The sequence below is a fragment of the Pseudomonas sp. Eqa60 genome (assembly GCF_018326405.1).
GTDB classification, from domain to species: domain Bacteria; phylum Pseudomonadota; class Gammaproteobacteria; order Pseudomonadales; family Pseudomonadaceae; genus Aquipseudomonas; species Aquipseudomonas protegens.
Genome location: NZ_AP024342.1, coordinates 3,429,368 through 3,450,330 on the forward strand (window position 1 = coordinate 3,429,368; position 20,963 = coordinate 3,450,330).

Annotated in this window: 12 protein-coding genes and 1 riboswitch; of the genes, 11 read left to right on the top strand and 1 reads right to left on the bottom strand. The window is 65.3% G+C overall.

Features of this window, described 5'->3' with window-relative positions; all coding sequences use genetic code 11:
• Positions 1–53: 53 nt before the first annotated feature.
• A riboswitch (cobalamin riboswitch) is annotated at positions 54–259 on the bottom strand.
• Positions 260–620: 361 nt separating this feature from the next.
• From KI242_RS15695 to pelG, 8 genes are all read left to right on the top strand, one after another.
• Entirely contained in the window at positions 621–1,553 is a 933-nt protein-coding gene (locus tag KI242_RS15695) for an NAD-dependent epimerase/dehydratase family protein (protein ID WP_212806356.1), read from the top strand.
• 80 nt (positions 1,554–1,633) lie between these two features.
• On the top strand, positions 1,634–4,444 hold the full coding sequence (locus tag KI242_RS15700) for a bifunctional glycoside hydrolase 114/ polysaccharide deacetylase family protein (protein WP_015635589.1): 2,811 nt from the start codon (positions 1,634–1,636) through the stop codon (positions 4,442–4,444).
• The gene (locus tag KI242_RS15705; protein WP_123473378.1) at positions 4,422–8,018 is read left to right on the top strand and encodes a tetratricopeptide repeat protein; all 3,597 of its coding nucleotides are present in this window, start codon (positions 4,422–4,424) and stop codon (positions 8,016–8,018) included. Before KI242_RS15700 ends, KI242_RS15705 begins: the two co-directional genes overlap by 23 nt.
• A 28-nt stretch (positions 8,019–8,046) precedes the next feature.
• On the top strand, positions 8,047–8,568 hold the full coding sequence (locus KI242_RS15710; protein ID WP_011061262.1) for a transporter: 522 nt from the start codon (positions 8,047–8,049) through the stop codon (positions 8,566–8,568).
• Positions 8,569–8,573: 5 nt separating this feature from the next.
• Positions 8,574–9,944 (top strand): PelD GGDEF domain-containing protein, encoded by a 1,371-nt coding sequence (locus KI242_RS15715; protein WP_015635591.1) that lies wholly within the window; start codon positions 8,574–8,576, stop codon positions 9,942–9,944.
• The gene (locus KI242_RS15720) at positions 9,922–10,911 is read left to right on the top strand and encodes a HEAT repeat domain-containing protein (RefSeq protein WP_123473379.1); all 990 of its coding nucleotides are present in this window, start codon (positions 9,922–9,924) and stop codon (positions 10,909–10,911) included. The genes KI242_RS15715 and KI242_RS15720 overlap by 23 nt, the downstream gene beginning before the upstream one ends.
• The gene (pelF, locus tag KI242_RS15725) at positions 10,908–12,440 is read left to right on the top strand and encodes a GT4 family glycosyltransferase PelF (protein ID WP_053151647.1); all 1,533 of its coding nucleotides are present in this window, start codon (positions 10,908–10,910) and stop codon (positions 12,438–12,440) included. Before KI242_RS15720 ends, pelF begins: the two co-directional genes overlap by 4 nt.
• Complete coding sequence (gene pelG, locus KI242_RS15730; RefSeq protein ID WP_011061266.1) at positions 12,441–13,811, top strand: exopolysaccharide Pel transporter PelG; 1,371 nt, start codon at positions 12,441–12,443, stop codon at positions 13,809–13,811.
• 113 nt (positions 13,812–13,924) lie between these two features.
• Here pelG and KI242_RS15735 read toward each other — a convergent pair whose 3' ends face one another.
• The gene (locus KI242_RS15735; RefSeq protein ID WP_123473380.1) at positions 13,925–14,692 is read right to left on the bottom strand and encodes a transporter substrate-binding domain-containing protein; all 768 of its coding nucleotides are present in this window, start codon (positions 14,690–14,692) and stop codon (positions 13,925–13,927) included.
• Between the two features lie 490 nt (positions 14,693–15,182).
• On the opposite strand from KI242_RS15735, the gene KI242_RS15740 reads away from it, so the two are divergent.
• The 3 genes from KI242_RS15740 to KI242_RS15750 are packed head-to-tail and all read left to right on the top strand — an operon-like array spanning position 15,183 to position 20,871.
• The gene (locus tag KI242_RS15740) at positions 15,183–17,324 is read left to right on the top strand and encodes a type I secretion system permease/ATPase (RefSeq protein ID WP_212806357.1); all 2,142 of its coding nucleotides are present in this window, start codon (positions 15,183–15,185) and stop codon (positions 17,322–17,324) included.
• A complete protein-coding gene (locus KI242_RS15745) occupies positions 17,321–18,709 on the top strand; it encodes an HlyD family type I secretion periplasmic adaptor subunit (protein ID WP_053151654.1) in 1,389 nt (462 codons plus the stop codon). Before KI242_RS15740 ends, KI242_RS15745 begins: the two co-directional genes overlap by 4 nt.
• A 2-nt stretch (positions 18,710–18,711) precedes the next feature.
• On the top strand, positions 18,712–20,871 hold the full coding sequence (locus tag KI242_RS15750) for a type I secretion system permease/ATPase (protein WP_123473383.1): 2,160 nt from the start codon (positions 18,712–18,714) through the stop codon (positions 20,869–20,871).
• Positions 20,872–20,963: the final 92 nt, after the last annotated feature.

A 20,963-nucleotide genomic window follows, 5' to 3' on the forward strand; every position in this document is an offset into this window, starting at 1 on the left:
AATCGCGGGCAGCCGCGCCCACGAAAACCGGACTGCGCCCGCCCACCGCGGGGTTGTCAAACGAAGTTGCAGGCCGGTCTCCGGGCTTGCGAGGGTCATGAGGCATTCACCTTCCCATGCCTTGGCACAGTGGTCTGTCGAATGCTTCGCTCGCTTACCGTTGCGGGGGCAGCGCCGGACTGATCATCGAAATGACGCACCGGCTTCCCGTTTAACCCCATGCACGGCGGCATGGGACACCTGAAACTGGCGCGCATATGAGCACTGCCGAGCCCTTGCGTCAATGGCATGTGGCCAGCTACGGCGGCGGTTTCAGCGCTTTATGCCAGGCAGGTCAATATATTGACCTATTTTTCCCGGCGCTTAAATAATCGACAAATATCGACGCATTATTGACGATTTTGCTTTTCTGACCCAGTATGTCGGCGCTGAGCGATTGATTATCTTGAGTTTTTTTGACGCCAAAGCGCTGAACTCTGCTCCGAAAATAGGCGAAACAGCCTATGGCGCAGAGCAGCCACTAAAAACATGACGGCCAGGATGGCAAGTAGCCAGGGCTGATCCGTTGGCTGTGCTAGCTTCAGACGGCGTAGCCGCGATATTTCTCTTTGGAATGATCTATGTCTGCCGAACGGGTACTGGTTACTGGGGGCGCTGGTTTTATCGGTTCTCACCTCGTGGATGCACTGCTGGCCAAGGGTTATGCGGTGCGGGTTCTGGACGACCTTTCCACGGGCAAGGTCGGCAATCTGCCCATGGGCGATGCTGGCCTGGAACTGCTGGTGGGGGATGCCGCCGATGCGGCACTTCTGGCGGATGCCGTTCAGGGCTGCGATGCCGTGGTGCATCTGGCTGCTGTGGCGTCGGTCCAGGCTTCGGTCGAAGACCCGGTGGCCACCCACCAGAGCAATTTCATCGCCACCCTGCGCCTGTGCGAGGCGATGACCGCGGCCGGTATCCGCCGCGTGGTGTTCGCCTCCAGTGCGGCGGTCTATGGCAATAACGGCGAGGGCACGCCGATTGCCGAAGACACCCCTAAATCTCCCCTCACGCCCTACGCGGCGGACAAGCTCGCCAGCGAGTACTACCTGGACTTCTACCGCCGCCAGCATGGGCTGGAACCGGTGATCCTGCGCTTTTTCAATATCTTCGGCCCGCGCCAGGACCCTTCATCGCCGTATTCCGGGGTGATCAGCATTTTCAGCGAGCGGGCCAAGGCCGGGCGGCCCATCACCCTGTTCGGCGATGGCGGGCAGACCCGCGACTTCGTCTATGTCGCGGACCTGGTGAAGATCCTGGTGCAGGGCCTGGAATGCCCCGCGCCGGCAGCCGATGCCACCAATGTCGGGCTCGGCGGGGTGACCACCCTCAACGATCTGATTGGCGCCCTGCAGCAGATCAGCGGCAAGCCGCTGCAGGTGAGCCACGGCGCGACCCGCTCCGGGGATATCCGCCATTCCAAGGCCGACAACCGCCGCTTGCGCGAGCGCTTCGACCTGGGCACGCCCAGCAGCCTGGCCGAGGGCCTGGAACGGCTTTACCGCAGCCTTTAGTTCGTTGCCTTAGGGGCGCCCGCCATGGCGGCTGCCCTAGAGCCTGATGTTGTGCAGATTGATCTACTGAAGAGTGAGTTATGGATATCGAGTTTCGCAGGGGGCATGTCTGCAAAGTGGTTCGACGCCTGTTTACCGCATTGGCCTTGTGTGCCACCAACACCCTGGTGCAGGCCGCACCCGCGGCGCCCGCCAGTGTCGGGTTCTGGTACGCCGAGCAGCCACCCTTGCAGGAGCTGGCGCAGTTCGAATGGGCAGTAGTCGAGCCCGGCCATATGGCCAGCGCCGATGTCGCCACCTTGCGCAAGCTCGGCAGCCAGCCGTTCGCCTACCTGTCGGTAGGGGAGTTCGACGGCAACCGCGCTGCCCTGGCCAAGCAGGCCCTGGCCCAGGGCGCGAGCCCCGTGCGCAACAAGGCCTGGGACAGCCAGGTGATGGACATCGCCACCCCGGCCTGGCGCGAACACCTGTTCAAGCGTGCCAAGGCGCTGCAGGACCAGGGCTACGCCGGCCTGTTCCTGGACACCCTGGACAGTTTCCAGTTGCTCCCCGAGGCCGATCGCGAACCGCAACGCAAGGCCCTGGCCTCGTTCCTGCGGGAACTGCACAGCCGGCTGCCCAACCTCAAGCTGTTCTTCAACCGGGGCTTCGAGGTACTGGGCGAGCTCGATGGCGTCGCCTCGGCCGTGGCGGTGGAATCCATCCACGCCGGCTGGGATGCCTCGGCCAAGCGTTACCGCCCGGTTTCTGAAGCCGACCGCACCTGGCTTGAAGGCGAACTCAAGCCGCTGCGCGCACGCAACATCCCGCTGGTGGCCATCGATTACCTGCCGGCCAACCGTCGGGAAGAGGCACGCAAGCTGGTCCGGCAATTGAGCCAGGAAGGCTTTATACCGGTGGTCACCACCCCGGACCTCAACGCCCTGAGCATGAGCACGGTGGAAGTCCAGCCGCGGCGCATCGCCATGCTCTATGACCCGCGCGAAGGGGAACTCTACGATCACGCCGGGCACCGCATGCTCGGTGGCCTGCTGGAGTACTTGGGTTACCGGGTGGACTACTTCCCGGTGGACGACAGCCTGCCTGCCTACAGCTTCGCCGGCCTTTACGCCGGGGTGGTGCTGTGGATGACCAGCGGCCCGCCCGAGGACAGCCGTGCCTTCTATAGCTGGGTCGGCCAGCGCCTGGATGAGCAGGTGCCCCTGGCGATCATGGCCGGCCTGCCGATCGAGGACCGGGCGCTGCTCAAGCGCCTGGGGCTGAACCTGGCGGCGCCGGGGGCTCGCGATGCCCTGCATGTGCTGAGCCAGGACAAGAGCCTGATCGGCGCCTTCGAGGCTCCGGTGGTGGCGCGCAGCCGCGAACTGACCCGCGTGAGCCTGCTGCCCGACGGGCCGAAACCAGCCCTGGTGCTGGGCGATGACAAGGGCGGCAAGTACGTCCCGGTGGCCACCGCCGCCTGGGGCGGCATGGCCCTGGCCCCCTATGTGGTGGAGGCCAATGTGGAGCGCAGCCGCTGGATCCTCGACCCGTTCGCCTTTATCCAGAAGGCCCTGCGCCTGCCGTCCCAGCCACGCCCGGACACCACCACCGAGAACGGTCGGCGGATCGCCACGGTGCATATCGACGGTGACGGTTTCCCGTCCCATGCCGAAGTGCGTGGCACCCCGTATTCCGGGCGCCAGGTGCTGGACGACTACATTCGTCCCAACCCGTTCCTGACCTCGGTCTCGATCATCGAAGGCGAAGTCGGGCCCAAGGGCATGTCGCCGTTCCTGGCGCGGGAGCTGGAGCCCATCGCCCAGGAGATCTTCGCCGACCCCAAGGTCGAAGTGGCCACCCACACCTACAGCCACCCGTTCTACATGCAGCCGGAGAAGGCCAAGAAGGACGAGGATTTCCACGCCGAATACGGCCTGCGCCTGAATATCCCGGGGTACAAGACCCTGGATTACAAGCGCGAGATCCTCGGCTCGCGGGACTACATCAACAGCCGCCTGACCACCGCGCAGAAACCGGTGAAGCTGGTCTTCTGGCCGGGGGATGCGCTGCCCAGCGCCGAGACCATCAAGCTGGCCTACGACGCCGGGCTGAAAAACGTCAACGGCGGGCAGACCATCCTGACCAAGGCCAACTCATCGCTCACCGGCCTGTACCCGCTGTTGCGGCCGACCTCGGGCGGCTTGCAGTACTACGCTCCGGTGATCAACGAGAACATGTACACCAACCTCTGGAAAGGCCCGTACTACGGCTTTCGCGATGTGATCGACACCTTCGAGCTGACCGACAGCCCACGGCGCCTGCGCGGCATCCACCTGTACTACCACTTCTATTCGGGCACCAAGCAGGCGTCGATCAAGGCCATGACCGACATCTACCAGTTCATGCGTGGCCAGCAGCCGCTGTCATTGTGGATGAGTGACTACCTGGACCGGGTCCACGGCCTGTACCAGGCAAGCCTGGCGCGGACCGCCAATGGCGACTGGCAGGTACGCGGCATGGACGGCCTGCGTACCTTGCGCCTGGACCCGGCGCTGGGTTGGCCGGACCTCGGCCGCTCGGTGGGGGTGGCCGGGGTGCGCGACTTGCCCCAGGGGCGCTATGTAGCCTTGAGCAGCGATCATGCGCTGTTGGCCCTGCGCCCCGAGCGCGATCCGCGCCCGGCACTGGAGCTGGCCAATATTCCCCTGCGCGACTGGCGCTATGTCAATGACCGGCAGGTGAGCTTCTCCTTTGCCGGCCAGTTCAACCTGGAATTCTCGGTGCGTTCGGCCAGCGCCTGTCGGGTCGAGGTCCAGGGCCAACGCTACGCCGGCAAGTCCGAACAGGGCCTGTGGCATTTCCAACTTCCCATGAAGCAGGTGAGTGATGCCCAACTCCTCTGCAACTAAGGCCAAGGCGCCCAGCGCGCGGCTGCTCAACCCCTGGGCCTTGCTGCTGGTGGCGATCGCCGTCGGCGTGCTGCTGTGGGCAACCTTTCGCAATGAAGAGGCGTTCCGCCCCAAGGGCGGGCAGCCGGACGAAGTGTCGGCCAGCTACGCCGAGGTGCTGCTGGCCGCACACCCGGAAAACAATGAGCTGCGCACCCAGCTGCTCGACCTGCTGATTCAGCTGGGGGACTACCCCAAGGCGGAAAAACACCTGGCCCAGTGGCAGCGGCCCGATCCGGCGCTCAAGGCCTACTACCGCTTGCAGCTCGATGCCCTGGCGCTGAACAACAGCACCGACAGCGCGGCCCTGCAGGCCCTGGCCGAACGTTTCAAGGCCTTTGACTACAAGCCGCTGCCATCGCCGCAACTGGAGCGCCTGGCCACTTTGGCCCTGAGCGCCCAGGCCCCGGGGCTGGCGGCGGATGCCTATGCCGAGCTGGCGCGGCGCGACCCGACACGGCGCGAGCAGTGGCTGCCTGAAGCCGCCAAGTGGTACCAGGCCAGCGAACAGCCGGGGCGCGCGGCCGATCTCTATGTGCAGTTGCTCGATGCCAGCCAGACCCCCGAGGCGCGTCGGCAGTTTCTGCAACAGGCCTTCACCACCCTGGTGGCGGCCGATCGCGGCGATCAGGCAGTGGAGCTGCTGGCCCGAGAGCTGGCCGCACAGCCGGACGTGGCATTCGAACCGGCGCTGCTGGACCGCGGCGTGGATGTGGCCGTGGCGCACAACCGCGTGGACTTGGCGGAACAGTTCTTCAGTGCCTGGCGCAAGGTGCAGCCCGACAGCCCGGAAATCCTCGCCAAGGAATTCAAGCAGCGCCTGGCCTTCGGTGACCTGGCCGGCGCCCATGCGGTGGGCCTGCAACTGCTCGAACAGCGGCCGGATGACCCGCAGTTGCTGGAGCAGATGGCCCATCTCGCCGAATGGCAGGGCGACTCGGCCGCCGCCCTGGGCTACTGGATCAGCCTGAGCACGCTAAGCAAGGACCCGGCGCAGTTCGAGCACACCTGGCGCCTGGCGATGCAGACCTACGACTTCGACCGGGGCATCCCACTGCTGGCGGGGATCATGGACAGCCGCGCCCTGACCAACGTCGAGCTCGATGCCCTGGTCTACGCGCAAGAGTCCAGGGGGACGCCCGAGGAGGCAGAAAAGTGGCTGCGCCGCTATGTCGCCAAATACCCGAAACAGCGTCTGGCCTGGGTGCGCCTGTTGCAGAACCTGGAAAACACCGAGCAGTACCCGCAGCGCCTGGTGGTCTGGAACCAGTTCGCCAAGCGCTATCCGCTCACCAGCACCGAACGTGTGGACTGGGCCAACAACCACCTCAAGCTGTTCGATAGCCAGGGGGCCTGGAAAGTCATCACCGCGGTGGATGGCAACAAGATCAAGGACTTCAACTACTGGCAGTCCCGCGCCGCCCTGGCCTGGGACCTGGAATTGGACGACGAGCTGCAGCTGGCGCTGGAGAAGATGCTGGCGATCAAGGGCTCGCTCAATACAGGCGACGAAAGCGAGCTGATTGCCCTGTATCGCACCCGCGATCCGCGCAAGGCCCTGCAATTGACCGTCGACAGCTGGCGCCAGGGCCACAGCCCGCAGCGCCTGGTGGCCGCCCTGCAACTGGCCCAGGAACTCCAGGACTGGCCTCTGGTGGTCGATTTGCTCAAGGAGGCCGAGCAGTACCCGGGGGCCAGCGACCAGTCCCAGGTGCTGGCCGCCCGCGCCGCGCTGGCGGTGCAGCAGGGCCAGACCGATCTGGCCCTGCGCCTGTATCAACAGGGCTTGAGCCGCTTCCCGGACGACAACACCTTCCGTGAGCGGCTGCTGTGGCTGTATGTCGATCTGGGCCGCACGGGCGAGATCAAGCCGCTGTTGCAGCAATGGCGCTCCCTGGCCCGCAGTGACAGCAGCCTGTGGCTGCCGTTCGCCGCCGCCAGCCAGTTGCTCGGGCGCAATACCGAGGCCCTGGCCTGGTATCGCCTGTACTTGCAGGCCAACCCCCGGGACTGGATGGTCCAGGCCGCCTATGCCGATGCCCTGGAGGGCGCCGGTTATGCCGACTCGGCCCAGCGCTTGCGCCTGCGGCTCGATCGCCAGGTCAGCCCGGAGCAGATCCGCGCCACGCCCCAGGGCTATGCCACCTGGCTGCGCCTGCTGGCCAGCAGCTATTCGTCACGCAAGGCGCAGAACAAGGCCATGCAATGGCAGGACGGCTCCAAGCCGATGCTGCAGCTGTGGTTCGATCAGTTCCTCGCGCGCCTGGATGACCTCAATCAGTCGGCGCAAAAGGATGAGTGGCTGGCCTGGGCCCGCAGCCGCGGCCTGAAGGTCAGCCGCTACGAGCAGATCCAGGAAGCCCTGCGCGGCAGCAATCGCCAGGCCCTGGAGCGCCTGGTGGCCAGCGGCGACCTGGACCCGGCGCAGCAGGTCGAGGCCTTGAACAGCCTGGGTCGCAGCGGCGAAGCGCTGGCGGTGGGCCTTTCGGCACTGGGTGACGAGCAACCGGCGGCGCTGCGCGAGCAACTGCGCCGCCAGGCCATCGAAATGACGGAGCGCACGCCCCAGGGTATGCAAATCGCCTGGGAGCGCCAGGACTACGGCGGCCTGGTGTTCAACGGCCCGCGCCTGACCGCCGCGCGCTATCTGAACGACAACTGGTACGCCAAGCTGGTCCTGGAGCAGGGCCGCTACAGCGGCGATGTGCTGGATGAGTCGCGCCTGGGCAATGAGACCAACACCGAACTGACCTTGCAGCGCCAGCTGGAGAACGGCAACTACAAGCTGATCTTCGACAGCAGCCTGCGCAAGGACGATGACCGCAACGGCCTGGGTGCCAGCCGCACCTGGCAACTGGACAGCGGCAACGAGCTGGACGTCGGTGCCGACTGGCACCGCAAGAACGAGGACAGCGGATACATGCGCACCTTCGGCCAGCAGGATGATGTCTGGGTGGGCGGCCGGCATCGCTATTCGGCCCGTGACCAGTTGTCCTGGAGCCTGGCCCAGCGCTGGTTCTCGACCCGCGGCGGCGATGACCTGGGCAGCGGCCAGGCGTTGAAGATCGAGTTCGACCACACCTTGCAGTTCGAAGGGCCGAACTGGGAATTGCGCAGCGGTATCGACTACCAGCAGAACAGCCTGAACAACCGCTCGCTGCCCGACCTGGCCAATACCCTGGGCGGAGGCATCGATCTGGCCGGGGCCGATCTCGACAATCCGGAGCAGATCACCAGCCAGACCCTGCTGCAGAAGCGCTACGGCCAGCTGTTCTTCGGCAGTTCCTGGCGGCGCGGTTTCCCGGGGGCGCTGAACCGCACGCGGGGGCAATACACCTGGCTGGTGGATGTCAGCACCGGCTGGCAGTGGACCGACAACACTATCAACTACGCCATCAGTACCGGTGTCGGCACCGAGGTGATAGGGGATGACGAATTGGCAGTGACCCTTGGCTACCAGTCCGCGCCGCAAGGCGGGGCAGGCAAGTCCGGGGGCACTGCAGGTGTCAGCTACAGCGTGCGTTTCGGACGCTGATCATGGAATTCAAAGAGGAGTAAACCTTATGCAATCCATTCGTTGCGTGAGTCTGGCAATGGTCGCCTTGCTGATGGCCGGGTGCAGCAGCTTCACCGGGCAAAGCAGCCCCGAGTTGTCCAAGAGTGCGCGCTGGGGCGTGCTGCCGCTGGTCAACTATTCCCAGACACCCCAGGCCGGCGAGCGCAGTGAGCAGATTCTGCTCAGCGTGCTGAGCAGCCGCGGCCTGCAACCCCAGGTCTACACCGGTACGGCGGGGCAGGGCGAACAGGCCCTGCTCGACGACAACGAGCGCCTGGCCGGGGCCATGGACTGGGCCCGGGAGCAGAAGCTCGACTATGTGGTGTCCGGCAGCGTCGAGGAGTGGCAGTACAAGAACGGCCTGGATGGCGAACCGGCGGTGGGCATCAGCCTGCGGGTGGTCGAGGCCGGTACCGGCAAGGTGCTGTGGAGCAATAGCGGGGCCCGCGCCGGCTGGTCCCGGGAAAGCCTGGCCGGGGCCGCCCAGAAGGTTCTCGACAAGCTTGTCGGTGGCCTTCGGATCGAGTGACTGCCATGAACTCTCCACACATGGACTATGCGCTGGCGCCCCGCGCCAGCGGTCCGGCGTCCTGGCTGGAAACCTTTCTGGTGACCGCCCTGGTCATCGGCGTCGGCCTGTGGCTGGCCCCCGAGGACCCCTTGCAGGTGCAGGGCGAGTTTCCCTGGTCGGTGCTGGCGCCGCTGCTGCTGGGGGTGCGCTACGGGTTTGTCCGCGGCCTGATCAGTGCCAGCCTGCTGGTAGCGGCGTTCTTTGCCCTGCGTCATTCGGGGCTGGCGAGCTACGCCCAGGTCGCGCCGTCCTACATTGTCGGCGTACTGGTCTGCGGCATGCTGGTGGGCGAGGTGCGCGACCTCTGGGAGCGGCGTTTGCTGCGCTTGCAGATGGCCAACGAGTACCGCCAGTACCGGCTCGATGATTTCACCCGGGCGCACCAGATTCTGCGGGTCTCCCATGACCGCCTGGAGCAGCGCCTGGCGGGCAGCGACCAGAGCTTGCGCAGTTCCCTGCTGGGCCTGCGTGATCGGCTGCGCGCGGCGCCCAATGGCGGCGACCCGCTGAGCCTGCTGGCCGAGCCGGTGCTGACCCTGCTCGGCCAGTACGGCTCGCTGCGGGTGGCCGGGCTGTACCGGGTGGAGCAGGGCGCCAGTGCGGCGCCACAGCTGAGCCTCTTGGCCTCGATCGGCACCATGGGGCCCCTGGACAGCCAGGACCTGCTGGTGCGTATGTGCCTGGAGCGCGAGGAGCTGGTGAGTGTGCGTGAGGAGCTGCTGGATAGCGGCGCCCAGGCCTCGGTGTCGTCCTTGCAGGCCTGTGTTCCGCTGGTGGACACCCAGGGCCAGGTGCTGGCGATTCTGGCGGTGCGGCAGATGCCGTTCTTTGCCTTCCAGGAACGCACTCTCAGCCTGCTGGCCCTGCTGGCCGGACATATCGCCGATCTGTTGCATCCGGACCCGCAGGTTTTGCAACTGCAGAGCGCCGATGCCCAGCACTTCACCCGCCAACTCAAGCGTTCACTGGTGGATGTCGAGCGCCACGGCCTGTCCGGTTGCCTCTATGCCTTCGAGCTGACCCAGCCCAATGATGAACTGGCGCGGCTGTTCGAGCGCAGCCAGCGAGGCCTGGACCTGCACCTGAGCCTGGCCAATGCACGCGGGCACGAACTGTTGCTGGTGCTGTTGCCGCTGACCAGCGCCGAGGGCGCCCAGGGCTACCTGGCACGCCTGGGCAAGCTGGTCCACGAACACTTCGGCATGAGCGTGGAGCTGGCCGGCCTGGGGGTCAAGGTACTTCCCTACGACCTGGAGTCGGCCCGGCAACGCGATGGGCTGCGTAACTTCCTGTACAACGAGTGTGGCCTGAATGATCAGCAAGTGGCTGTTTAGCGGAGCGCTGTTTTTCGAGATCGGCAGCTGGGCCAGCCTGACGGCGCAGTTGCCCGACCTGCAGACCGCGCTGGTGTATGCAATGACCCATGGCATCGCCTGTGGCCTGCTGACCGCGGCGGTCTGGCTGCTGCTGCCGGCGCGTTATCGCCGGCCGTTGCCATGGAGCCCGCTGTTCATCTTCAGCCTGGCGTTCTTTGTGCCGCTGATCGGGGCCGTCGGGGTGATTGCCGCGATCTTTCCGGCGCTGTACCTGCCGCGCAAGCGCGAGGCGCAGACGTGGCAGGCGGTGGGCATTCCCGACCTGCCGTTTCGCGCTCAGACTCAACTGCATTCGCCCACCTTCGGTGACAGCGGGCTGCAGGATGTCTTGCGTCATGCGCCGGACCCCGACCAGCGCCTGGCGGCCTTGCTCGCCACCCGGCGGATGCCGGGCAAGGAAGCGGTGCCGATCCTCAAGCTGGCCCTGGGCGACCCGAGCGACGATGTGCGGCTGTTGGCGTATTCGATGCTCGACAAGCAGGAAACCGACATCAACCAGCGGATCCAGTCCTCCCTGGAACAACTGCCCGGCGCGGCGCCGCAGAAGGCCGGAGCCTTGCACGCGACGCTGGCCCGCTGGTACTGGGAACTGGCCTACCTGGGCCTGGCCCAGGGCAGTGTGCAGCAGCACGTGCTGGGCCAGGCCGGCGAGCATGCCGAACAGGCGCTGAAGCTGGGGGAGGGCGGCGAGCTGCTGTTGCTGGCCGGGCGCATCGCCCTTGAACGCGGTGACGTCGGCAAGGCGCGCCTGCACATGCACCAGGCCGAGGAGGCGGGCATGGACCCGACCAAGGTCCTGCCGTTCCGCGCCGAAATCGCCTTTGAAACCGGCCGCTATGCCGAGATTCCCGGGCTGCTGCGAAGCCTGCCGGCGCAAATGCAGCAACGTCCGCCCTTTGCCGGGCTGGTAAGGACCTGGACATGAAGAAAACCCCCGACTCAACCCCCATCGCCGATGTCTGCCTGCTGCTCGAGGGCACCTGGCCCTATGTGCGTGGTGGCGTGTCCAGCTGGATCCACCAGATGATCCTCGGCCTGCCGCAGCTGCAGTTTTCGGTGCTGTTCATTGGTGGCCAGCGCGAGGCCTATGGTCAGCGCCGCTATGAGATTCCGGCCAACGTCGTGCATATCGAAGAGGTGTACCTGGAAGAGGCCTGGCGCAACCCCAGGCACAAGCGCGAGGCCCACAGCGCGTCCCTGGAGGAACTGAGCAACCTGTACCGCTACCTGCACAACCCGCAGAAGCCCGCCGCCGAGCTGGGCATCGAAGTGCTGGCATCCCTGGCCCAGGGGCGCATCACCCTGGACGACGTGCTCTACAGCCGGCCCAGCTGGGAAGCGCTGACCGAAGGCTACGAGCAGCACTGCGCCGATCCGTCCTTCGTCAACTACTTCTGGACCCTGCGCACCATGCAGTCGCCCTTGCTGATGCTGGCCAATGCCGCCCGGCACATGCCGCGGGCCCGGGTGCTGCACTCGATTTCCACCGGCTACGCCGGGCTGGTGGGCTGCATTCTCAAGCAGTTGTGGGGCTGCCAGTTCCTGCTCAGCGAGCACGGGATCTACACCAAGGAGCGCAAGATCGACCTGGCCCAGGCCAGCTGGATCGCCGAAAGCAGCAACCAGGCGCTGAACGACAGCATGGATTCCGGCTCCGGCTATATCCGCATGCTCTGGGTGCGTTTCTTCGAACGCATCGGGCATCTGGTCTATGAAAGCGCCGACCAGATCATTGCCCTGTACGACGGCAACCGCCAACGCCAGATCAAGGACGGCGCGCCCCCCGAGCGCACCCAGGTGATCCCCAACGGCATCGACCTGCAGCTCTGGACCCAGGCCCTGGAGGCCCGGGCCGAAGGCATTGCGCCGGTGGTCGGGCTGATCGGCCGGGTGGTGCCGATCAAGGACGTCAAGACCTTCCTGCGGGCCATGCGCGGGGTGGTCAGCGTGATGCCCGAGGTCGAAGGCTGGATCGTCGGGCCGGAAGAGGAAGACCCGGAGTACGTCGCCGAGTGCCGCAGCCTGGTGGCGAGCCTGGGGCTGGAGCAGAAGGTACTGTTCCTGGGCTTCCAGAAAATCCAGGACATCCTGCCGCAACTGGGCCTGATGGTGCTGACCTCCATCAGCGAGGCCCAGCCCTTGGTGATTCTCGAAGCCTGGGCTGCCGGCACGCCGGTGGTCAGCAGTGACGTGGGCTCCTGCCGCGAGCTGATCGAGGGCGGCGAGGCGGCCGACCGGGACCTGGGGCGGGCCGGGGAAGTGGTGGCGATCGCCGATCCGCAGGCCACCTCCCAGGCGATCATCGACCTGCTGCGCAGCCCCGAACGCTGGCAATCGGCCCAGGCGGCGGGCCTGTTGCGGGTACATCGCTACTACAGCGAGCGCTTGATGCTCGACCGCTATCGCACGCTCTATCACACGGCCATCGGCACCCCACACAAGGAGGCTGTGTAAATGGCCGGCATCGGTTTCGAACTGCGCAAGATTCTCTCCCGCGACTCCTACACGGCGACCCTGCACGCCTATGTCTATGCCGGCCTGATCAGTTCCGGGCCCTGGGTGCTGTCGATCCTCAGCGTGATGCTGGTGGGGGTGATCAGCCTCGGGCTGGTGGTGCCGGAGGTCCTGATCCGCCAGTTCCTGATCACCGTCACCTACCTGATGGCCACGTCGCTGATCCTGACCGGCGGCCTGCAGCTGTTTTTCACCCGTTTCGTGTCCGACCGCCTGTTCGAGCGCAAGTACGAGCAGATCCTGCCGAACCTGGTGGGCGTACTCTTGCTGGTGACCCTGGGCTCCGGGGCGCTGGGCATCCTGCTGCTGGTGACCCTGTTCGACCAGGCGCTGATCTACCGCCTGCTGACCCTGGCCAACTTCGTGGTGCTGTGCAACCTGTGGCTGGTGATCATCTTCCTCTCGGGGATGAAGGCCTATAACCGCATCCTCCTGGTGATGCTGGTGGGGTATGGCTTGATGGTCGGCAGCGCCTTCTACCTGCGCTACATGGGCATGGAAGGGCTGTTGCTGGCGCTGCTGCTGGGGCACAGCACGCTGCTGTTCCTGTTTCTCTACGACATCCTGCGCGAGTACCGGGCCGAGAAGCTGGTGGCCTTCGACTTTCTCGACCGCCGCCAGGTGTTTGTCAGCCTGCTGCTGACCGGGCTTTGCTACAACCTGGGGATCTGGATCGACAAGTTCATCTTCTGGTTCAACCCGGAAACTTCGAGCCAGGTGATCGGGCCGATGCGCGCGTCAATTCTCTACGACCTGCCGATCTTCCTCGCTTACCTGGCGATCATTCCCGGGATGGCGGTGTTCCTGGTGCGCATCGAAACCGATTTCGCCGAGTGGTACGACCGCCTGTTCCGTGCCGTGCGCGATGGCGAGACCTTGCAGCACATCGGTTCGCTGAAGGCCGAGATGACCTTCTCGATCCGCCAGGGCCTGCTGGAAATCTGCAAGGTCCAGGGGCTGACGGTGGTCCTGCTGTTCCTCTTCGGCCCGCGCCTGCTGGAGTGGCTGGGGATGTCCAGCTACTACCTGCCGCTGTTCTACATCGACCTGATCGGGGTGAGCATCCAGGTGGTGTTCATGGCGATTCTCAACGTGTTCTTCTACCTCGACAAACGCGCCATCGTGCTGGAGCTGTGCCTGCTGTTCGTGGCCCTCAATGCCGCCCTGACCCTGCTCAGCCTGCACCTGGGGCCGAGCTTCTTCGGCTATGGCTTTACCCTGTCGCTGCTGATCTGCGTGCTGCTGGGGCTGACGCGGCTGTCGACGGCGCTGGATGACCTGGAGTACGAGACCTTCATGCTCTCGCGTTGAGGAGCATCGGCAAGCGCGTGCTGCGGACCCGCGGCGGTGCTTTGCAGAGGCTTGCAGGATCGGGACGCCGGCTATGCCAACGCGGCCCGGGTTCTGCGCAGCACAGGGGCCGGTCAGGGAGCGTCGAGGTAGGATTTTCGCATTCTCTCCAGCGTGCCGTCCTTGCGCAGCCCCTCGACCGCCGCGCGCAGCTTGCGCACCAGTGTCGCATTGCAGTTTCTGGAGCAGGCCAGGTACAGATCGGTGCTCATAAAGACCGGACTGACCTGCAACGGCTGAGTCGACACCTTGCGCCAGATGCTCTGGGTTTCGGGAATGCCGTTGAACCAGGCGTCGACCCGTCCCATCAGCAGCAGTTGAGCCGGGTTCTCGCCAATTTCAAACGGATAAATCTGGTTGTCGCCAAAGCCTTCAGCCCGAAGCTTCTGCTCTTGGGCACTGCCTCGGCCAACGGCGATCCGAGCGAAGGTTTCCCGTGCCTGCTGCAGGGTTTCGACGCGCGTGTGCAGGCTGAAGAAGGCTCTGTCCATGGTCATGATGGGCGCGATCCAGATGTAATCAGCCTCTCTTTCTGGCGTGCGCGACAGGGGAATGATCAGCTTGTCGACGCCTTTGCGTACGCTTTGCTGGGCTCGTGCCCAAGGCACTTCTATAAAGTGCAGCGTATATCCGGCTCGGGTCGCTGCTTCCAGCGTCGCGTCGCCGAGGATGCCATGCAGGCCGGACGGGTCCAGCATCGATAAAGGCGGCGCTTCGGCGATGTACAGGTCGAAGCTACGGGATTCGGCGCCAGACACTGAGGGCACCCAGGCCGTCAGAACGAGCAGCGTCGTCAGGATCAGCGCCCCCCGCTGGCGCAACGATTGGATCATATGAGTCATGGCAGTAACTCAACAAACAGTGGCATTTCATGCTCTCGGATTAACGCTGCGTATTCGACACGTGCAGAGACCGACCCGCAACGACCTGCAAAACGTGCCGCCAAGATTAGAGGGTTATGTGCAGAGATGGATGGATTTGACGGATTATTTTGACCGCTGATTGCCATCACCGTTCAGGGCTGGCGCAACCAGTGAGGGCAGCGACTGGTACGCGCTGACACTCAGGTTGAACAGCCGTGGGCAGCGCTGTATCAGTAGCCTCGCCAGCCTGGGACCAGGTCCCTGTGCATGCGCAGCCTGGACATGCAGGGGATTTAGGGGACAGCCTTAAGTTTTAGTTAAAACGCTTCAATCAAACTGCTGATTATCATTCGCAATTAGCTGGCTCAGACTGCGTTCGTGCCTCCATGCTCCCTGGAGCAAGAAACGAGCGGTCTATGCCAGTCAATATTGCAACAACCCGCAGCCTGTCCTCAGCGGATGCTCCGCTATGACAGCGCTGTCTGCCCCATCATCCGCGGCCGATACGGCCGTTCACTCAGCCTTGGCCTGCTGCCATCTGCTGCTGCAACTTACCCAGGAACGCGTACCGCAAGCCGCGGCCCCGCAATCCCTGGACCCTGACCCTTCGCGGGACCTGCGCCAGGCGGTCAGGGACTATGCACGCAACGCTGGTGTCGATCTGCGCCTTGAACGCCTGGCACTGACCCGGCTGACCCCGAAGATGCTGCCCCTTGTCTGGCGCAACCAGAGCGGCGAATTCATGTTGCTGGCGCGGCTCTCGGACACCCAGGCGCTGGTGCAGCGACCTTCAATGCCGACCCCGGACATGCTCGATCGCCAGCAGTTGGCCGAGCAGTGGAGCGGGGAGGTGATTCGCCTGCGCCAGAGCGGTTTGCGCTTCGATCTGTCCTGGTTCGTACCGGAGCTGCTACGCCATCGGCGGATACTCGGCGAAGTGCTGCTGTGCTCGCTGTTGCTGCAGGTGCTGGCCCTGGCGACGCCGTTGTTCTTCCAGGCGGTGATGGACAAGGTCATGGTGCACCGGGCGCTGTCGACCCTCGACGTGCTGGTGATGACCCTGGTGGTGGTGGGCCTGTTCGAGGTGCTGCTCAAGGGCTTGCGCGAATACCTGGCGGCGCACACCGCCAACCGCATCGACATCGGCCTTGGGGTCAAGCTCTTGCGCCATCTGCTGGGCCTGCCGTTGCTGTACTTCAAGCAACGCCAGGTGGGGGCGATCATCACCCGGGTCCAGGAGCTGGACAGCATCCGCGAGTTCCTCACCGGCTCGCTGCTGACCCTGTGTGTCGACGTGGCCTTCACCCTGGTGTTTTTTGCGGTCATGGCCTGGATTTCCTGGCCGTTGACCCTGCTGGTGCTGCTGACCCTGCCCCTGTATGCGCTGCTGGCCTGGTTCAGCACCGGCCCGCTGGAGAAGCGCATCGAGCGCCAGTTCTACAGCGCGGCGCGCAACACCGCCTTTCTCAACGAAAGCGTCAGCAGCAGCGAAACCATCAAGAGCCTGGCGGTGGAGCCGCGCATGCAGCGTCGCTGGGAGTCGCAGACGGCACAGATGGTCGAGGCCGGGTTTGCCAGCCAGACCCTGGGCAGCGCCATCAGCCAGACCGTGATGCTGTTGCAGAAAGTCACCGCGGTGGCGGTGATCTGCTGGGGCGCTAGCCGGGTCATCGACCTGCAAATGAGCATCGGCCAGTTGATTGCCTTCAACATGATGCTGTCCCACGTCAGCCAGCCCGTGGCCAAGCTGATCGAGGTCTGGCAGCAGTTCGTCCGGGTGCGGGTGTCGGTGGACAAGCTGGGCGACATGCTCAACCTGCCGGTGGAGCAGGCCGAGGGGGATCTGCGCCCGGCACAGGCGTTGCGTGGCGAAGTGCGCATCGAACAGTTGGTGTTCCGCTACCGTCCGGAACTTGAGTGGGTGCTGCGCGGCCTGGACTTGCAGATCGCCGCGGGGCAGACCCTGGGCATCGTCGGGCCGTCCGGGTCCGGCAAGAGCACGCTGACCCGCTTGCTGCAGAAACTCTACACCCCCGATGGCGGGCGCATCCTGATCGACGGCTTGCCCCTGGAGCAGTTGCAGCCGGCCTGGTTGCGCAGCCAGATTGGCGTGGTGCTCCAGGAAAACTACCTGTTCAACCGCAGCGTGCGCCACAACATCGCCCTGCGCCATCCCACCGCCTCCCTGGAAAGCGTGATCGCCGCGGCGCGCCTGGCCGGTGCCCATGATTTCATCCTGCGCCTGCCCCTGGGCTACGACACGGTGCTGGCCGAAGCCGGCAGCTCCTTGTCCGGCGGCCAGCGGCAACGCATCGCCATAGCCCGGGCACTGATGGGCGACCCGCGCATCCTGATTTTCGACGAAGCCACCAGCGCCCTGGATGACGAATCCCAGGCGCTGATCCAGGACAACATGGCGAGCATCGCCCAGGGACGCACGGTGATCATCATTGCCCATCGCCTGTCTGCGGTACGGCATTGCCAACGCATCATCGCCCTGGAACAGGGGCGCATCAGTGAATCGGGCAGCCACCAGCAGCTCTTGGCCAACGGTGGTTGCTACTCGCGCCTGTGGGCGCTGCAACAGGCGCTGTGCAAGGAGGCGTCATGAGGTCCGGTGCACTGTTGTCTCGCTGGCGCCGCGCCTGGCAGCGCCTGGGTGACGCGCGGACGCTGCTCAAGCGCAGCCGCGACGAATACGAGTTCCAGCCCGGCTACCTGGAAATTGTCGAGCGGCCACCCGCGCCCTGGGCACGTGGCACGGCACTGCTGCTGATCCTGGCGATCCTGCTGGCCCTGGGCTGGGCGATCCTCGGCTTTCTCGACATTCATGCCAGTGCCGCCGGGCGCCTCATGGTCTCCAGCTACACCAAGGTGATCCAGGCGCACGAGGCGGGTGAAGTTCGCGCCATCCATGTGCGTGACGGGCAGCGGGTCAAGGCCGGCGAGGTGCTGGTGGCGCTGAACCCGATCGGCATCGACGCCGAGTTGAGCGAGTTGCGCACGCAACTGGACTTCAAGCGTCTGGAACTGGCCCGGGCCCGTGCACTGCTGACCCCGGACCCCTTGCACAGCTACCAGACGCCTGCTGGCCTGGATGCACAGCAGGTCGCGGCGGCCCGGGAGCAACTGCTCAGTACCTGGAAGGAAATCAGCGCCAACCTGGACAGCCTCAACGCCGAAATCGCCATCAACCAGGCCAATCAAAGGGCCCGGGGCAGCGAGATCAGCGCCCTGGGCAAGCTGGCCAGTAATGTGCGCAAACGGCTCCATGCACGCCGGGCGATGGCCGCCGAACAGCTGATGCCCCTGGTGGAATTGCTTGAGCAGGAAAAGGAGCAACTGGACGTCGAGCGTTCGCTGGCCCAGCAGCAGGCCGAACTGCAGGTGCTCAAGGCCCAGGCGCAGAACCGTCGGGAGCAGCGCGACAGCTTCCTGGCCAGGACCCAGCGCGAACAGCATGAATTGCTCAACCGCAGCCAACAGGAGATCGCCGTGCTCGAGCAGCAACTGATCCGTGGCCGCGACCGGCAGCGCCTGCAAACCCTGCTGGCGCCGGTGGACGGTGTGGTCCAGCAACTGGCGGTGCATACCCTGGGCGGCGCCGTGCAAGCGGCGCAGCAGTTGCTGGTGATCGTGCCCGAGGGGGCCGAGCTGGATGCCGAGGTCATGGTGCTGAACAAGGACGTCGGTTTCGTCAGGGCCGGCCAGCCCGTGGAGATCAAGGTGGATGCGTTTCCCTATACCCGCTACGGCACCTTGCGCGGCACCGTGGCCCATGTCTCCGGTGACGCCATCAAGGACGAACAGCTGGGGCTGGTGTTCCCCACGCGGATTCGCCTGGAGCGTGCGGCCATTGCCGCGGGGCAGGGCTGGATGCCCTTGCAGGCGGGGATGAGCGTGACCGGCGAGATTCGCACCGGCGAGCGGCGGGTGATCAATTACCTGCTGAGCCCGATTCGCGAGTATCAGTCCGAAGCGTTGCGGGAGCGTTGAACATGACCCGCGCTTTCGATGCCGCTTCTGAACCCTCACCGACAATGCTCGACACCGGCCTGCACGCCCTGGCCTGGGCCGCCCGGCGCTTCGACCTGAGCATCAGCGTGGCGCAACTGACTCACCGCCTGGGGCGGGTTGAAGGAGCGGCCGACAGCCTTGACCTGCGGCGCTGCGCCGGCTGGATCGGTCTGCGCGCACGGGCAGTGCAGAGCCGAGTGCAGCGCTTGCATCACCTGCCGCTGCCGGCGCTGCTGGACACCACTCGGGGCTGGGCGGTGCTGGACGCGGTGGAGGGCGACCGGGTCCGGGTATTCTGGCCGCTGCAGGGGCAATGCCAGACCCTGTCGCGCCAGGAGCTGGCGACGCTCTGGCAAGGCCATGATCAGGGACAGGGAGAGGTGTTGTTGCTGGCCGAGCGGCATGTGCAACTGAAGACGGGTGGTTTCGGCGTCTCCTGGTTCCTGCCGTCGATCCTCAAGCATGGGCGGCAGTTTCGCAGCGTGCTGCTGGTGTCGCTGATGCTGCAAGGCGTAGCGCTGGTCACGCCGCTGCTGTTCGAGAACATCATCGACCGGGTCCTGGTCAGTCGCGGCCTGTCGAGCCTGCAAGTGCTGGGGATCGCCATGCTGGCCCTGGCGCTGTTCGAGCCCTTGTTCGGCCTGTTGCGGTCCTGGCTGTTCAGCAATGTGGCGAGCAAGATCAACGCCGAGCTGTCCGCGCGCCTGTACCAGCATCTGATCCAGTTGCCGCTGGGTTATTTCCAGCGGCGCCAGAGCGGCGAGATCATCGCCCGGGTCGGTGAGATGCAACAGATCCGCCAGTTTCTTACCGGCTCGGCCTTGACCCTGGTGCTGGACCTGGCGTTCTGCGGGTTGTTCATCGCCGTGATGTACAGCTACGCACCGCTGCTGACCTGGGTGGTGGTGGGCTCCCTGGCCCTGTATTTCCTCTTCTGGCTGTGCGTGGGCCCCTTGCTGCGCAGCCGGGCCTTGCGCGAATACGAGTTGAATGCGGCCAACACGGCGTTTCTCACCGAGACCGTGACCGGCATCGAGACTATCAAGACCGGGGCCATCGAAAGCGCCTTCCAGCAGCAGTGGCAGCGCCAGTTGGCGGCTTATGTGCGTGCGGCGTTCCACACCCGCATCGTCGGGATCTGGGCCGGGCAGGGCATCGGCCTGATCCAGAAGCTGACCGCGGCGCTGTTGCTGTGGTGGGGCGTGATGCTGGTGCTGGATGGCCAGTTGAGCCCCGGCCAACTGGTGGCCTTCAACATGCTGGCCGGGCATGTGGTGGAGCCGATCCTGCGTCTGGCCCAGGTCTGGCAGGACTTCCAGCACACGCTGATTTCCCTGCGCCGCCTGGGGGACATTCTCGACAGCGACTGTGAAAGCGGCAGCGGCGGCCTGGCCTCGGTGCCAGCGTTGCAGGGCGGGGTGAGCTTCCAGGGGGTGCGTTTTCGCTACGAGGAAGACGGCCAGGAGGTGCTGCGCCAGCTGGATCTAGAGATCCAGCCGGGCGAGTTCGTCGGCATCACCGGGCCTTCCGGTTCCGGCAAATCGACCCTGACCCGCCTGCTGCAGCGCCTCTATGTGCCCCAGCACGGCCGGGTGCTGGTGGACGGCATCGACCTGGCCATCGCCGATCCGGTGGCCCTGCGCCGCAACATGAGCGTGGTGCTCCAGGAAAGCGTGTTGTTCGCCGGCAGCGTTGCCGAGAACATCCGCCTGTGCCGGCCTCAAGCCAGCGACGCCGAGGTGCGGCACGCCGCCGGTCTGGCCGGGGCGGCGTCCTTTATCGAGGCCCTGGCCCAGGGCTACGAGACCGAGGTGGGCGAGCGTGGCGGCCAGCTCTCCGGCGGCCAGCGTCAACGCATTGCCCTGGCCCGGGCCCTGTTGACCAACCCCGGCATCCTGTTGCTGGACGAAGCCACCAGTGCCCTGGACTACGAGTCGGAAGCGGCGGTGATGGCCAACCTGCAGGGCATCGTCCACGGCCGCACGGTGATCAGCGTCGCCCATCGCCTCAATACCCTGCGCCATGCGGACCGGATTCTGGTCATCGATCAGGGCCGGGTGCTCGAACAAGGCACACACCAACAGCTGCTAGCCCTGGACGGGTTGTATGCCCGGCAGTGGGCGCTGCAGATGAAGGACTGACCCCACCGACGGCAGGAGGACTCGCCCACCCGTCATGTCTCCCCACCCCGCAGTTCCATACCCCTAGGCAGCCCTTCGCGAGACGCAGGGCT